16 protein-coding genes are annotated in these 13,998 nt (G+C 53.9%); 10 read left to right on the top strand and 6 right to left on the bottom strand.

All coding sequences use genetic code 11. The annotated features are described in order from the left end of the window. Positions 1–284 precede the first annotated feature (284 nt). The 6 genes from B5F89_RS03235 (at position 285) to B5F89_RS03205 (ending at position 5,050) form a co-directional block, all read left to right on the top strand. Positions 285–725 (top strand): LytTR family DNA-binding domain-containing protein, encoded by a 441-nt coding sequence (locus tag B5F89_RS03235; protein ID WP_087430377.1) that lies wholly within the window; start codon positions 285–287, stop codon positions 723–725. Positions 726–750: 25 nt separating this feature from the next. Beyond that, on the top strand, positions 751–1,230 hold the full coding sequence (locus B5F89_RS03230; RefSeq protein ID WP_087430376.1) for a DUF3021 family protein: 480 nt from the start codon (positions 751–753) through the stop codon (positions 1,228–1,230). Between the two features lie 580 nt (positions 1,231–1,810). Then, a complete protein-coding gene (locus tag B5F89_RS03220; RefSeq protein ID WP_087430374.1) occupies positions 1,811–2,230 on the top strand; it encodes a YjdF family protein in 420 nt (139 codons plus the stop codon). 651 nt (positions 2,231–2,881) lie between these two features. Continuing rightward, a complete protein-coding gene (locus B5F89_RS03215; RefSeq protein WP_087430543.1) occupies positions 2,882–3,511 on the top strand; it encodes a class I SAM-dependent methyltransferase in 630 nt (209 codons plus the stop codon). Continuing rightward, a complete protein-coding gene (locus tag B5F89_RS03210; protein WP_087430373.1) occupies positions 3,498–4,103 on the top strand; it encodes a class I SAM-dependent methyltransferase in 606 nt (201 codons plus the stop codon). The genes B5F89_RS03215 and B5F89_RS03210 overlap by 14 nt, the downstream gene beginning before the upstream one ends. Positions 4,104–4,219: 116 nt before the next feature. Then, positions 4,220–5,050 carry a class I SAM-dependent methyltransferase gene (locus B5F89_RS03205; protein ID WP_087430372.1) on the top strand — a complete coding sequence of 277 codons (831 nt, stop codon included), beginning with the start codon at positions 4,220–4,222 and terminating at the stop codon, positions 5,048–5,050. Between the two features lie 256 nt (positions 5,051–5,306). Here B5F89_RS03205 and B5F89_RS03200 read toward each other — a convergent pair whose 3' ends face one another. After that, positions 5,307–5,684 (bottom strand): hypothetical protein, encoded by a 378-nt coding sequence (locus tag B5F89_RS03200; protein WP_087430371.1) that lies wholly within the window; start codon positions 5,682–5,684, stop codon positions 5,307–5,309. A 314-nt stretch (positions 5,685–5,998) separates the two neighbouring features. On the opposite strand from B5F89_RS03200, the gene B5F89_RS03195 reads away from it, so the two are divergent. From B5F89_RS03195 to B5F89_RS03185, 3 genes are all read left to right on the top strand, one after another. Then, a complete protein-coding gene (locus B5F89_RS03195) occupies positions 5,999–6,613 on the top strand; it encodes a hypothetical protein (RefSeq protein WP_087430370.1) in 615 nt (204 codons plus the stop codon). A gap of 76 nt (positions 6,614–6,689) precedes the next feature. Next, positions 6,690–7,136 carry a twin-arginine translocation signal domain-containing protein gene (locus B5F89_RS10105; RefSeq protein ID WP_087430369.1) on the top strand — a complete coding sequence of 149 codons (447 nt, stop codon included), beginning with the start codon at positions 6,690–6,692 and terminating at the stop codon, positions 7,134–7,136. A gap of 17 nt (positions 7,137–7,153) precedes the next feature. Beyond that, the gene (locus B5F89_RS03185) at positions 7,154–7,876 is read left to right on the top strand and encodes a hypothetical protein (protein WP_143758327.1); all 723 of its coding nucleotides are present in this window, start codon (positions 7,154–7,156) and stop codon (positions 7,874–7,876) included. Between the two features lie 200 nt (positions 7,877–8,076). On the opposite strand, the gene B5F89_RS03180 is transcribed toward B5F89_RS03185, so the two are convergent. Both B5F89_RS03180 and B5F89_RS03175 read right to left on the bottom strand, forming a co-directional pair. Further along, positions 8,077–8,472, bottom strand: coding sequence for a hypothetical protein (locus B5F89_RS03180; protein WP_087430367.1), 396 nt, complete (start codon positions 8,470–8,472; stop codon positions 8,077–8,079). 96 nt (positions 8,473–8,568) lie between these two features. Then, positions 8,569–9,126, bottom strand: a complete 558-nt coding sequence (locus B5F89_RS03175) for a hypothetical protein (RefSeq protein ID WP_087430366.1) — start codon at positions 9,124–9,126, stop codon at positions 8,569–8,571. 589 nt (positions 9,127–9,715) lie between these two features. Between B5F89_RS03175 and B5F89_RS03170 the strand changes: the two genes are divergently transcribed. Continuing rightward, complete coding sequence (locus B5F89_RS03170; protein ID WP_087430365.1) at positions 9,716–10,291, top strand: recombinase family protein; 576 nt, start codon at positions 9,716–9,718, stop codon at positions 10,289–10,291. 6 nt (positions 10,292–10,297) lie between these two features. On the opposite strand, the gene B5F89_RS03165 is transcribed toward B5F89_RS03170, so the two are convergent. From B5F89_RS03165 to guaA, 3 genes are all read right to left on the bottom strand, one after another. Beyond that, positions 10,298–10,864: a hypothetical protein gene (locus B5F89_RS03165; RefSeq protein ID WP_087430364.1), complete on the bottom strand. Its 567-nt coding sequence runs from the start codon at positions 10,862–10,864 to the stop codon at positions 10,298–10,300. Continuing rightward, on the bottom strand, positions 10,857–12,083 hold the full coding sequence (locus tag B5F89_RS03160) for a site-specific integrase (RefSeq protein ID WP_087430363.1): 1,227 nt from the start codon (positions 12,081–12,083) through the stop codon (positions 10,857–10,859). The genes B5F89_RS03165 and B5F89_RS03160 overlap by 8 nt, the downstream gene beginning before the upstream one ends. A 142-nt stretch (positions 12,084–12,225) precedes the next feature. After that, positions 12,226–13,833, bottom strand: a complete 1,608-nt coding sequence (gene guaA / locus B5F89_RS03155) for a glutamine-hydrolyzing GMP synthase (protein ID WP_087430362.1) — start codon at positions 13,831–13,833, stop codon at positions 12,226–12,228. Positions 13,834–13,998 lie beyond the last annotated feature (165 nt).

Here is a 13,998-nt window from a genome sequence, read left to right as displayed (position 1 = left end):
CGCTCGTCGTCGTGCACGACCAATCGGGCAGCATCCCAGATTCGATAGCTGCATGCGAGGGGGTTTCAAGCTAAGCGCTCTTGAGCATGGCGTTTCATGCGCCGGTGTTCATGAGCGGCAAGGACTGCTGTTTCGAGCTCGATCTGAGGATGCGCGGCTGCAGTCTCTTATGCTGTTCAGCTCGCCCAGTCTGCATCTTGGTTCCTCGACAGCGCAGCTTGGTTGAACGCCGAAGGTTCAGCTATCTTCGTCAGCTAGCATGAGAGCGGTCCGAAGGGAGACGCATGAAGATCACGATCGAAGAACAAGAAGCAGCTCAAGATATAGAAGTCACGATCGTCTGCGTAAGGGCCGATCGCCGCGTGCTTGATATAGCGGCTCGGCTGCGCATGCTTGACAGAAAAGTGACGGGCACGGCCGACGGCTGCACGCGCGTGCTGAGCGCAGAAGACGTCCTGTTCATCGAGTCGGTCGACAAGCACACGTTCATTTATACGGCCGACACGGTTCTCGAGACGAGCCTGCGCCTTTACGAGATGGAGGAGCGCCTGGCGGACTGTGACTTCCTGCGCATCGCGAAAGGTTGCATCGTCAACTTCCGCGCGATCACCGCCCTCAAGCCCGACGTCAACGGCAGGATCATCGCCACCTTGGAAAACGGTGAGCAGGTCGTTATCTCGCGCCAGTATGCGCCCGACGTCAAATCGAAGCTCGGTCTGAAGTAGTCGAAACGAAGGAAGGAAGACTGAAATGATTAACAGGAACATTATCGACACCGATAAAAAGACGCCCGTGGAAAACCTCGGACAACTCGTGAAAAGTATCTGTATCGGCTTCACTGTTGCCATGATAGCCTTCTTGGCATTAGGGACTTGTTTCGCTGATGACACCGCCAAGCAGGGCATTTACTATTGCTGGTCGATTCTCGCCGCGTGCATCGCCGCCCCCGCGCTGCAGCTCGTGTTCTTCACGCCCGCGGTGATCAGACGGATGGCGTATCCCACGCGCCTGGTGCTGTTCGGCGTTTGCCTCTACGCAGCCCTCTGCGCATTGGCGTTTATCTTTGCTTGGATTCCCGTGAACAACCCCGGGGCGTGGATTACCTTCACGGTTGTCTATCTCACCATCCTGGCGGTCCTCACTCTTGTTTTCAACGCCAAGCTGAGCCGCGAGACCCGCGAATTGAACGACAGGCTCGCGGAATACCGCAAGAGCAGGGAGACGGAATAAGGGTGTAGCTGAGCATTATCGATGCTGGGCAAATCCTTACTCCCGTTCCTCGGATTACCGCCCAGTGCGAGGACCTGATGACAAGGCCGGCGCAGGGCGATGCTCGGCCCCGTTCGCTACCCCAAACGCTTCCTGCGCGGTCATGCCCTTGTAGCCCTCGTTCGCGCGCATAAGCGGGTTCATGTGCAGGGGAATGTCGATCCGGGTGCCGATTGCTCGGTCAGCCTGATCGGATTGGAGGGAGACGACCTCGTGTTCAGCATAGACGATGGCGAAACTTCCTACGTATTGCGGTCTACCCAAGCCATCATTCGGTCCTCCTCGGTGTCGAAACTCGAATTTTTTTAAAGTTTCGTAACCGGGGAGGCAATATGTTCAAGAATGCGTCGAGAAGCGAGTCCCGGTCGCGCCATGTCAGCAGCGCTGCCGGCGCACATTCGCGCGTGCTACAATGCGGGCACCAAAGATGAAAACACAGTCCCCGTCGGGTAGTCGTGGGCGTGCGGGAGTCCGCATCAGTAACCTGCCTCCTTGGTTGTCCCTTCTCTGCATGGTCATCTACATAAAGGAGGAACCAGCCATGCAGATCAGCGTGTCGTCCACCCTGACCGTATATCACGACGGCCAATTCTGGGTCGGGCTGGCGGAGCACGTCGAGGGCGGCAGATGCGGCGTCGCCCGCATCGTCTTCGGCGCGGAGCCGTCCGATGAGGAGATCCTGCGATTCGTTGTCAACAAATGGACGAAGCTCGCGTTCTTCGGCGACGAGGCCACTGAAACAAGCAAGCCCGCGAAGAACCCCAAGCGGCGCGCCCGCGAGGCGTCGAAGGCCCTTAAGCGGCCCGCAGTGAGCACCAAGGCACAGCAGGCTCTCGCGGCACAGCGGGAAGCGATGAAGCGGGAGTCGGCTCAAGCAAGAAGCCAGCGTCGCGCGGATGAGGCGGAGGCACGCTTCGAGCAGCGAAAGCTGAAGCGCAAGCGGAAGCATCGCGGGCATTGATACCGCCATCGACCAGTATATATAGCAGCAGGCGTAGCTTCGATTGAAACTGCGCCTGCCACCTGGTGCTATAACGTTATACAGAACGTATGTTCTATTCCCACTCAGTGACTGATCCAGTACGGGTGCTGCAGATGCGAGTCGCGTCGTACCGCCTAAGGGCTGATTCGCGATTTCGGGAATGACTCAATTGATTCGCGAAACCGCAGGTCGCTCCTTTAATCACTCCCTGATTTCCGCCGGGGTTCGTAGCGGGTGGCGTGAAAAGGGGTGATTCAAAGGGTCGGAGAGATGCCTATAGCGCAATCGTCTGGTATTGGCGCGGTGGGGGACTTCTCGCCTCCATCAGTCTAAATCGTCAAGCTCCGAAAGACGTCGAGCTAGAGAAAAGGACCTATTTCCCGTCATGGATTGGGTTTACAAGCATGACTAGAGCCCTGGTGTAATTGGCTGGATCACCGTTCCGGGAACCGGTATCGACCTACCTGTCCGCCAAGCTCCTTCTTCAGCTCCAGCCTAGTATCTGACTCGCGCCGTTATAAGCGAAAACCGAAGAGATGCGTCTTAGCCAAGAAAATAAGGTTAGCCTTATCTTACTGCATGATTCGTGTGTTACAGTTAGATGGCTCTAACTATTTGGGGGCGATAGCCATGCACGAACGCAAGGGCTTCTGGGACAAGAATGCCGGTCGGTACGACCGCTTCATGCGAAAGGACCGGGCGGCGTATGAGAAGATGTATGATCTGATCAGGCCGGTGGTGAAAGCAAAAACCGTACTGGAAGTTGCCACCGGCACGGGGCTTATCGCAAAGAGCATCGTGAATGCGGCGGCGCATATCGAGGCTACGGACGCTTCTGCAAAGATGATCCTTGAAGCAAGGCGGGACAATCAATCCGCAAAGCTGCACTTTTCCGTACAAGATATGTTCCGCCTGCCCTATGCACAGAAGTCCTTCGAAGTGGTGATCGCGTCCAACGCGCTTCACATAGTGCCGCATCCGGAAAAGGCACTGCAAGAAATCAGGCGGGTACTGAAGGACGACGGCGTGCTCATCGCGCCAACCTTCACCCACGCGGGAAACTCGATTTCCGGCAAGGCAAAAGCCTTTTTCATGAGCATGGCGGGATTCCCCCTCCACAGCAGGTGGACAAGCGAGGAATACCTGCGTTTCCTGCGTCAAAACGGCTGGGCGGTGCGGAAAAGCGCGGTGCTGAAGGCCTCGTTCCCGTTGACCTATGCGGAATGCACGAAATCGGAGGGGCCAGATGTCGTTCTTTGAAAACACCCGCAAGCCCGTGGGCCTCGGCGGAAAACTTATGGTTGCCATGATGAACCTGGGCCACGACCCTGTGGCGCGGTGGGGACTTCGATTTCTACGACTCGCGCCAAACGCCAAGGTGCTGGATTGCGGCTGCGGCGGCGGGGCGAACATAAAACGGCTGCTGGAAAAATGCCCGCATGGCGTCGTCAAAGGCGTCGACTATTCGCCCGTCAGCGTGGAGAAGGCCAGGAAGCTCAACCGAACCGCAATTCAGGAGGGGCGTTGCGCCGTTCTGCAAGACAGTGTGGCGGATATGGCGTTTGAGGATAGCTGCTTCGATGCCGCCACGGCCTTCGAGACCGTCTATTTCTGGCCTGATTTGCCCCGATGCTTCCGTGAGGTCTGGCGGACGCTGAAGCCAGGCGGGACAATTCTTATCTGCAACGAGAGCAATGGCGATACGGACAAGGACGAGAGGTGGACGCGGATCATCGGCGGCATGACCATCTACAAGGACATTGAATTGAAGGCGTGCCTGGAGCAGGCGGGTTTTCACGAGGTGCAGATACGCAAAAAGAAAAAGTGGCTCTGCGTCACGGCGCGGAAGTAAGGGCATCAAGCACGGGCATTTTTTGCATCCATCCTGCACATGGCGATAGGCATGACGGTCATAGCAGCTGTGCTGGCGGCAATTATGACAGTTTTTATTCACTGAGGAAGAAACCTATGAAATGTAAAATTGAGAAAAACACCGTGCAAGAGACGCTGATCCTCCCGCTGTATTCCCGGAAGCTGTGTACGGAGCTGTACCCGAACCTTTACAGGGATGAAACAGCGGTTCGTCTGCTCGACCAGATTGACTACGACTTTTCAGAGGCAGAGAAAAACTCCCGCAGCCTGATGCAGCGCTTTGGTGCGCTGGAGGTGGCCATGCGGCAGAGTGATCTTGCTTTCGAGGTGCGGGATTACCTGAAAGGCCACCCCAATGCAGCGGTGGTCAATCTGGGCTGTGGGCTGGACAACACCGGCAGAACCTGCGACAACGGTAGATGCAAGATCTACAATCTGGACTTCCCGGATGTGATTGCCTTGCGGCAGCAGCTAATGCCCGCCGGGAATCGAGAACAAAATATCCCCTGTGACCTGAAAGACACCGCATGGTTTAGCAAAATCGATGCCTCCGGCGGGGTGGTGTTCTTTGCCTCCGGGGTGTTCTATTACTTTCTGACCCGGCAGGTCCGGGAACTGGTGCGGGGGATGGCGGACGCTTTCCCCGGCGGTGTGCTGGTCTTTGATGCTGCCAATCGGACGGCAGTAAAGATGATCGCAAAAACATGGCTTAAGACTGCAAAAATCAAGGATGTGGGGGCATATTTTGCGGTTTCGGATGCCGCCAAGGAAATCGGCACGTGGGACAGCCGTCTGCAGGTCACGAGTCGCGGCTATATGCTGGGTTACAACGATTTGAGGGACCCTTCTGTCAGCGGCTTTTTCCGGTTTCTCGCAAGGGTCGGTGACAACGGGATGAAAATGCAAATCGTGAAAATAAGATTTTGAGAGGCAAAAATGAAGCGCATTCACTTTGACGTTGAAGAGGACGGCTTTTACGGCGCATATTGGGCGTGCTAGGACACACATACAGCAGCGGGCACGGATTCGATTGAAACCGTGCCCGCTATCTGATACTATATTGTTTTATCGAACGTCTGTTCTATTCCCACTCGATATACTCAGATAGCAATATATCTGCAAGAATACAGGTATAGTTATGAGTGTACAAGGTGGATGTACAAGGTTTCGTAACGTCTTTCCTCTACTCAGCAAGCGCCGTGTAGATATCGACAAGACTCTCAGTAACGTACCATTCCAGCATCTGACGCTCTTGCGCGTAGAAATCGGCGTACTTTGAATCGGTGTCAGTGTCCGCCCACTGTGAAAGCTGTTTCCAGCGCTTGTAGTTCTCGTTATAGCGGCTCGAAAGGCTCGCGCGCCCATCTGTAGCCACTTTAGTGTTATCTCCCTCAGCAAGGCCCTTATAGGTATCCCAGAGAATCTCAAACCTCTTGCGCTCGGTTACGTCTTTACCGCACAACGCTTTGTAGAGCTTGAAATCCTCCATCTGCTCAGCAAGATTCTCAAGCTTCTTGAGGTTATCTTTGGTCGGGGTTACGTAACTCTTAGCCCTTGGCATTGCTGCTCCAATCTCCGAATACCGTTGGACTTAGTTTAGCAACGTTCGCCTAACCTACCGACCGATAGCGAAAGAAGATAATGGCTCGTCTTGCTAAAATTAGAGGTGCCACACTGCTGCCCTAACGGGTGGCGTTCACAACACAGTTCGTGAGTCTCTAGTCAGGGGGAGTCTTCTCCCTCCCTGACGTGACTCACGTACACCGTGAACACCAAGGGCAGTGTGGCAACTGTGGGCGGAGACTCCCCCTCACTGTTTGGCACGCGGGGCTTCTTCCACAGTCTCTATTGGGCTGCTTTTGGAAGGAGCAAGTTATGAAACCACGGCTACTTTTTTCCGCCTTCTTGTGCTTTATGCTGGCGTTTGGTGCAGCTGGTTGCTCTGTATCGGTGAATCGCGATAGCGACGAATCATCTACCGAATCATCGGCAATAGGTTCAGAGGAAGTGAAAGCCGAGGATACTACCACCGACGAAGATGAGATAAAAGAACCGGAGAAGCCTGCTCCTCAGCCTATCAGCGTGGGGCAAAACATCTCAAATGATGATTTCAGTATCACGCTAACCAATGCCCGCGTTGATTCCGTTCTTCAATCAGACGCTTCTTCTACCTATTGGCAACCGCAAGATGGAGGGGCTTTCGTAATACTTGAGTTTGACGTTACCGCCCTGAACTCCAATCAGCTACCAGTAGACGATTATGCCATCACAGATTTGGTAGCGAAGTATGGTGAAGATTCCTATCAAGGCTGGAGACTCCAATACATCACCAATCAACTTTGGCTGTCCATCAATCACAACTACCTAGACGCTAATCTCCCCACACATATCTATGCTTACACAACCGTCCCCTCAAACGCTTTGAATGAGGGTTCGCTTTCGGTTGATATGACTCTTGCGGGAAATCCTTACACCATCACCATTCGATAAGTTGATTGAATTTCGCAAGGTGAGTTCGATATGAAGAACGAGTTGATGAAATAGCATTTTGAAGGGGTGAGCCACAATGAACCTAACCCGCAGGAACTTTCTCTTAGGCTCTCTTGGAATAACCGGTGCTCTCGGACTTACGGCTTGCGGCGGTAATTCCTCAACTGGTGACAACGCTGAATCTGAATCCCAAGAGCTTTCGCAAGAAGAAATGCTTGAGCAGGCGGAGGATTTCGACGGAGATGCTTTCTACGATATGCGAAAAGAGAACGAAGCCAAGACTAAGCAGGAATACGACGGCAAGGTATTCCGCGTCTCCGGTTACGTCGAGGAGATTACTACGGACTACATTATCGTCAGTGAGTATGGCTATGGCGTTTATTACAACCCCCTCGTTGTCGAACTGCCTGAAGAAGAGATTGCTAACTTGACGAAAGAGCAGGAGATTACCGTTTGCGGAACATTTGAGTATGCGGATGACCCAAACATCTCGCATCTCGTAGACGCTTTCATTGTTGAGTAGGTTGACGGGAGACTAAGATGGATAGTGCGGTATCAAGACGAACATTCATGCTCGCTTGCTCCATTGGGATGTTGGGTGCGGCAAGTCTGAGCGGATGTAACAATGCCTCCACCGAAGAGTCAGACTCCCCCGCCTCCGAGCAAGCTGTCTCAGAAGTTATCACTCCGCTCTCACTCGTAAACGACGATGGACGGCGTTTGTTCTTCGTCGTGGATAAAGTGGCTAAGGATGCACAGGCTCAACTCTATGTCTTCGAATCCGGCATCATGACGTTCCGCAGCAACGTTACCGCCGAACTTGGTGAGCTTAGCAAAATGTCCGATGATGAGATTGTCGAGCTTTTCACCGAAGAGGATGAGAGGTACAAGTCGGAATATCACGACTATAGCAACCCCTACTACCTCTTCGAAGGGAACCCAACGCTTCAAACGGTAGAGCTTGAAACCGACGATAGCGGCAACAACGTAACTTCCGAAACCCTTGTTTTTGGTGACTTTGAGAAGTATCAGATTGTCAACGACGGAGACGTTGTGGATATGAACGGCTCTGCTTGGAGCGATGGTTGGCAACTAAAGCTATTTGGCGTTGTTGAAACCGCACCAATCTATGAAACCTATTATGGCGGTTTCAATATGAACAACTCGGCTGACAACGGCTGCTTTGTAATGAGGGTTGATAGCCCGGACTCTGTTGAGTTCTCCTTTGACGAAGTTGGAACCGAAGGAACCGAAACTGTCTAGCTGCTGTATTCAACCAACGAAAAAACGGGCACCCGCCACTAAGGTAGGTGCCCGTTTCTGTTATGTGCCGATATATCATGAAACAGCTTGAAAAGCAGATTGTTTTCAGCGATATAGCCACGAAAAACAGCGGGCACCTCACCGCTCAAAGGTTGCCCAATATTAATGCTTTATCGGGCTAAAGTTCCTTTCTTTTCTGCCTAAAGCCGCAACTTTACGTCCACTTTCTCAGGCACCTTCTTTAGTTCCTCTTGTACCGCGTCCAGAAACAACGTCTCTTCAAACTGCTCTTGGCTTATCTGCGGCGTATCCCAATCAGAACGTATCTGCTCGCTACATATCTCGTGAACCTTCTCTATCTGTGCGTCCCCTACGTAGTCCGCCTGATAGCCGCCCTTGTCCGTCTGTTGCTTCAACTGCCTTGTTCTCTTGCTTATTCGGCTGTCGAAATCCAAGGCGTTCAGAAGGTATTCGGCCATCTGCTTGCTGTTGGCGTGCTGGTAGCCGTCAATCATTATCTGCCGCTGAGCGTTCTTTAGCAGCTCGTGCCTGTTCCATACCTTGTACCAAAGGAAGTAATCATTTACTAAGCTCATACCTTTCACCTTTCCTTCTTGGGAGTGTGTGTTGGACGGGGGCGTGCCGCGTTTGAAAGAGATTTCGGAAGAAATCCCGAAACCACCCCCCTATCGCTATTGAAGGTATTTTCGGGCTATCTCCTCGTCTTTCATCCCATGGTCTTCTATCTCGTACTGTCTGAGGTATTCGTCTTCTTCGCCGTAGGTATCAGGCCAACAGCGGGCGCAGAATAGTTCTGTCTGGCGGCGCTGCTCGATAACCATTGCCCAGAACTCCGCCTCCGTCATCTTGTCTATTGGCTTTGAGGTTGCGGGGCGAGATTTGATCAAAAACGTCTCAGCGCCACGGTGAACTTCTCTGAGGCCACCGTCGTTGAAAGCAACTTTGCTGGCGGTCTTCTCTGGCTGCTCGTCCTCTGACCAGAGCGAGCCGACCTCTCGGCTCTTCTGCTTGCTGAGCTTCTTTTGAACCTGAGCGCGGAAGGTATCAGTGAACAGAAGGCCGAAACCGTACTTCGACCAGTCCTCTTTGCTCTTGATGCTGAGCGCGGTCTCAAGCCATTCCCAGCTGATGCCGTTCTGGCGCAGCTCCTTGATTGCGGTCTCACCGATGAACCGTGATTCATTCGGCAGGCTCTCGATGAACTCTCTTACATTGGTCATTGCTGACATACTTCCTCCTGTCTCTCTTGGAATAACAAAACGGCTGCTACGCCGTGAGGCGTAACAGCCGACAAGAGATTGGAGAAAAGCAGACAGAACTATCCCTTCTGCTCTTCTCTCTCTTCTCTATCTCGTTTGGTTTTGGCTGGCACCAAACCAAACTCTTTCTTTCTCTTCCTCTCTTCTCTCTCTTCTCTTGTTCTGCCTCTACTCTCTATGAAAGTGAGAGGCACGTATTTACAATCATTTGCCCATACTTTTTTGTTTATTTTCGTCCACACAACTAGAGATATAGCGAGATAAGTTCATTCCGCTACTGTTTGCGGCGGCTATCCATTCGCTCTTTCTTGACGGTTCAATTCTTAGAATGATGTTGTCCGTTTTTCTCTCTCGATTGTCCATATTGAGTCTCCGTTTCATTTTGTAATCGTCTTCTCAAAAGTACACTTTTGGCAAAGCTCCACACTATCCAATAGAGGTCGGATAAATCGCAGGATACATTCTCACCGTCTTTGTCAAAACTATTGCCAGAACTCTGTCTTTGTCATAACCTATTGCTAGCACCTTTTGATAATGATTGGAAAGGCGGCGAGGGGATATGGCAACTTTCGGGTATGCTCGCGTGAGCACCAAGGGCCAGGAACTTGCTAGGCAGGTTGACGCTCTGAGGGCTGCGGGCGTAGAGGAAAAGTATCTCTTCACTGACAAGTTGAGCGGTGCCAAGGCCTCGCGCCCTGCCCTTGACGAAATGCTTGGCAAGCTCCGAGAGGGTGACACGGTAGTTATCGCGTCTCTTGACAGGCTCGCACGCTCAACTAAGCAGCTTCTTGACCTTGCGGAGAGGTTCAACGCCGAGGGCGTTTCCCTCGTGAGCCTCCACGAGCAGCTTGATACACGAACCCCGCAGGGCAAGTTTATGTACACCGTCCTTGCGGCTATGGCCGAAATGGAGCGTGCTCTCATTCGTGAGCGCCAACGCGAGGGCATAGAAGCGGCAAAGGCTCGCGGTGAAAGCGGCGGCAGACCCCGCGCCGACAAGAACGCCGTGAAACGGGCTATTGCGCTCTACAAGAGCGGAGATTACTCCGTCTCGCAGGTTTCGGCAGAAAGCGGCATTTCAATCAGCACGCTGTATCGCTACCTGAGGGCAGAGGAGCGCGGAGAGACAGCCTAGCGCTATCTAGTAGGTCGTTTCAAGGTGCCTCGTCAACACCCTAAGCTCTTCGGGTATCTCCTCACCGCTCTCATTGAGTCGGTCGATATAGTCCATAAGGTGATAGATACAATCCTCCAGCCCCTCAGGGCTATCAAAGAGCCGCGCAAGTTCTCGCTTGAACATATCTTCGTTGAAATCTGGCCTCTTTTCCTTGAGGAACCGAATGCGTTCTGTGAAGCCATACTTCACCAAAAGGGAAACGATTATCGCGCCCATCTCGCCATACTCCCCACCAAAGAAGCTCTCTTCACTAGGCACAAACCAGCGCACAAGACCAGCTTGGTTATCCATACATCGGTAGCCAAGATAGTCGCGCACGTCATGAAGGCAATCTTGCGGAACTTCGCTCCGAATGTCTTCGAGATTCATCACCCGCTCATACCACGGTTTGACAATGAGATAACACAGCATTTCGCCACTGAGCATATAGCGCATTATGAAACGCCTGTCTTGATCAAACAGCGTTGAGTGAAGCTCTCGATAGGTCTCTATCACCCAAGAGTCAAACGAATCTCTATCCTCGCTAATCATCGCTCTCAACCTTCCGCCTCAGTGCATCGCCGATACCCCTCATACCTGCTTCACGCATGGCGTTATCGCCGAACCCCGCATAGGTGTTCAGCGTCATAGCGGTATTTGAGTGACCGAGAATCGCAGAGAGTGACTTGATATCTATCGTCCTCTCTTGAACGCCAACGGTTGCCAACGTGTCCCGCAAACCGTGAAGGGTAAGATAGCGCCCCTCTGAGCCAATCACGTTGTTTCTACGGCATACGCGCCCGAAGTTCTGCGTTGCGTACTGCGGTAGTTTGAACGTCTCTCTATCGCCCGTCACGAACCAGTTTGGGTTAGGCTCCTCCACATCGTTTTCCCAACAAACCCGCTTCTTTCGCACCCTAAGAGGTTCAGCAAGCTCAGGAATGATGGGGATTCTTCTTCTCGATGTTTCGTTCTTTGGCGGCTTCACATAGCCCTTGTTTCCGATACGCCCAATAGCCTGTGTGACCTCGATTATTCCCTGCGGGATGTGAACGTCCTTCCATGTGAGACCACATATCTCCTCGCTTCTCATGCCTGTGTAGAGCGCGAGATAATAGCAAAGCGTATCGGGATTTCCCTTGTCCTCCTTCCATTGCCTATCGAGAATCTGGACAAGCTTACGCAAGGTCGCATCCGTCGCGTAATTGACGTTTCTTTTCTCCGCTTTTGGAGAATGGAGAAATCGAAAGGGCGTATCTTCTATCCTTCCATGCTCCATATCGAGGTTGTACATCCGCCGCATAATCGAATACGGATTGACGATTGTATTGTTCTTGATTCCCCGCGCTCTAAGCCCCTCTTCCCAATCAAGAATGTCTTCTTTTGAAAGCTTCTTGTAGGGGATTTGGGCTATCGGTTCTTTGAGGATATACAGCTCGGTTTGCTGTCGTTTTGCAGCGAGTGTTGACAGCTCGATATTACCGTTAGCGGCCTCAGTTTCCAGATACGCTAGATGTTCTTGAACCCTATCACCAACAGTTTTATCCTTCGGCTCTTTTATGAGTTCCTTGGGCGCAACAAGACGCGCTTTTCGGTTCAATTCAGCCTTCCACTCCTCGAAAGCTTGTTGAGCAGAACGCTTCTTTGAGCCAAAGAGCTTGCTCTTTTGTTTCTGCTTGCCGCTCTCGTCCGTGTAGTAGAGAATCCCCTGCCACTGCTTGCGGTTCTCACGCCAGTAGAGCTTGCTTCCCTTGAAGTAGTCACGAGCCATAGCAAAGCCCCCAAATCTTGTACCTTGTACGCGATAATATCACTGTACAATATTTGTACAAGATTTGAGGGCGAAATTAGGCTTGAATTAGCCTTATTGAACTAGATAATAGCAGGTAGATTAGCTATCATTTCAATTGATGCTACTCCCACTCGATTGTCGCGGGAGGCTTTGAGGTGATGTCGTAGGCCACGCGGTTCACGCCGGGAACCTCCGCCACGATACGGCCGGAGATCTTGGCGAGCACCTCATAGGGCAGCTTCGCCCAGTCAGCGGTCATGGCGTCACTCGACTCGACGGCGCGCAGAATCACCGGGCGGGCGTAGGTGCGCTCGTCACCCATGACGCCCACGCTCTTGATGTCGGGGAGGACCGCGAAGTACTGCCAGCAGCTGTGCTCGGAGTTGCGCTCGCCCGTCTCCTCAAAAAGGCGCTGGTTGTAGGCATCGAGCTCCTCGCGCACAATTGCGTCGGCATCCTTTAGGATGCGAAGCTTCTCGGGGTCCACCGCACCGATGATGCGGATGGCAAGACCCGGGCCCGGGAACGGCTGGCGGTAGACAATGTGCGCCGGCAGGCCGAGTGCGAGGCCCAACTCGCGCACCTCGTCCTTAAAGAAGTGGTCGAGCGGCTCGATAAGGTCGAAATGCACGCCCTCGGGAAACGGAATCAGGTTGTGGTGGCTCTTGATGGTCGAGGCCTTGCCGCCGGTCTTGCGCGCGCCGGACTCGATGATGTCGGGGTAGATGGTGCCCTGCGCGAGATAGGTAACGGGGCGACCGTCCTGTTCAAGCTGCTTAGCCACGGCGAAGAACTCGTTCCAGAACTGCGTGCCGATGATGCGGCGCTTCTCCTCCGGATCGGTGACGCCGGCAAGGAGCTCGGCATAACGGTCCTCGGCATGCACGTGAATGAAGTCCACGTCGAACTGCTTGGTGAAGACCTCCTCCACCTGCTCGGGCTCGCCCTTGCGCAGGAGCCCGTGGTTGATGAAGACGCAGGTCATCTGGCGACCGATGGCGCGGGCGCCAAGTGCTGCCACCACGCTCGAGTCAACGCCGCCGGAAAGTGCGAGGATAACGCGGGCGTCACCCACTTGCTCGCGAATCTCGGCGACCTTCTGCTCGACCAGGTTGTCCATGGTCCAAGTCTTCTCAAGACCGCAGATGTTAAAGAGGAAGTTCGAGAGAATCTGCTGGCCGTACTCGGTGTGGCGCACCTCGGGATGGAACTGGGTGGAGTAGAGCTTGCGCTCGGGGCACGCCATGGCGGCCACGGGACAGACGCCGGTCTGCGCCGTCACGTGGAAGCCCTCGGGCACGCGCACAACGGCGTCGCGGTGGCTCATCCACACGGTCTGCTCGAGCGGGGTGCCCGCAAACAGAGCAGAGCCGTTATCGCAGGCGATGGTCGCTGGGCCGTACTCGCCCACCTCGGAATGACCGACCTCGCCGCCGAGCGTCACGGCCATGATCTGGTGGCCGTAGCAAAAGCCCAAAACCGGCAGGCCGAGGTCGAAGATGCCGGGGTCGATGGACGGCGCGTCCTCGGCGTAGACGCTCGCGGGGCCACCGGAGAGAATGAGGGCCGCGGGCTCCATCGCGCGGACCTCGTCCGCGGTGATGTCGCAGGGCACAATCTCGGAATAGACATGCAAGTCGCGCACGCGGCGGGCGATGAGCTGGCCGTACTGTGCGCCGAAGTCGAATACGAGCACCTTATTTGCGGCAGCGGATGCGTTCTCGGGCATGGGTCTCCTCTCTGGCGCCGGCGGGCGGCTGCGTCTTTGTAACCTGTTTATCATACACGCTCGACATGGCGCGCGGCAAAGCGCGGTACATCTGCACGCCATCGTCAACTGCGGCGAGGCGCCTGCCGGGTGCCGCGCGTGCACACCCGAGCCCTCGGCGTACCG

It is taken from the genome of Collinsella sp. An307 (assembly GCF_002161805.1).
Classification (GTDB): domain Bacteria; phylum Actinomycetota; class Coriobacteriia; order Coriobacteriales; family Coriobacteriaceae; genus Coprousia.
Note: the sequence above shows the minus strand (reverse complement) of the source record. Positions and strands in the feature narration are given on the sequence as shown.

Coding starts and splice junctions, on each gene's coding strand:
- B5F89_RS03235 (WP_087430377.1), top strand. CDS start 285: ATGAAGATCACGATCGAAGAACAAGAAGCAGCTCAAGATATAGAAGTC.
- B5F89_RS03230 (WP_087430376.1), top strand. CDS start 751: ATGATTAACAGGAACATTATCGACACCGATAAAAAGACGCCCGTGGAA.
- B5F89_RS03220 (WP_087430374.1), top strand. CDS start 1,811: ATGCAGATCAGCGTGTCGTCCACCCTGACCGTATATCACGACGGCCAA.
- B5F89_RS03215 (WP_087430543.1), top strand. CDS start 2,882: ATGCACGAACGCAAGGGCTTCTGGGACAAGAATGCCGGTCGGTACGAC.
- B5F89_RS03210 (WP_087430373.1), top strand. CDS start 3,498: ATGTCGTTCTTTGAAAACACCCGCAAGCCCGTGGGCCTCGGCGGAAAA.
- B5F89_RS03205 (WP_087430372.1), top strand. CDS start 4,220: ATGAAATGTAAAATTGAGAAAAACACCGTGCAAGAGACGCTGATCCTC.
- B5F89_RS03200 (WP_087430371.1), bottom strand. CDS start 5,684: ATGCCAAGGGCTAAGAGTTACGTAACCCCGACCAAAGATAACCTCAAG.
- B5F89_RS03195 (WP_087430370.1), top strand. CDS start 5,999: ATGAAACCACGGCTACTTTTTTCCGCCTTCTTGTGCTTTATGCTGGCG.
- B5F89_RS10105 (WP_087430369.1), top strand. CDS start 6,690: ATGAACCTAACCCGCAGGAACTTTCTCTTAGGCTCTCTTGGAATAACC.
- B5F89_RS03185 (WP_143758327.1), top strand. CDS start 7,154: ATGGATAGTGCGGTATCAAGACGAACATTCATGCTCGCTTGCTCCATT.
- B5F89_RS03180 (WP_087430367.1), bottom strand. CDS start 8,472: ATGAGCTTAGTAAATGATTACTTCCTTTGGTACAAGGTATGGAACAGG.
- B5F89_RS03175 (WP_087430366.1), bottom strand. CDS start 9,126: ATGTCAGCAATGACCAATGTAAGAGAGTTCATCGAGAGCCTGCCGAAT.
- B5F89_RS03170 (WP_087430365.1), top strand. CDS start 9,716: ATGGCAACTTTCGGGTATGCTCGCGTGAGCACCAAGGGCCAGGAACTT.
- B5F89_RS03165 (WP_087430364.1), bottom strand. CDS start 10,864: ATGATTAGCGAGGATAGAGATTCGTTTGACTCTTGGGTGATAGAGACC.
- B5F89_RS03160 (WP_087430363.1), bottom strand. CDS start 12,083: ATGGCTCGTGACTACTTCAAGGGAAGCAAGCTCTACTGGCGTGAGAAC.
- guaA (WP_087430362.1), bottom strand. CDS start 13,833: ATGCCCGAGAACGCATCCGCTGCCGCAAATAAGGTGCTCGTATTCGAC.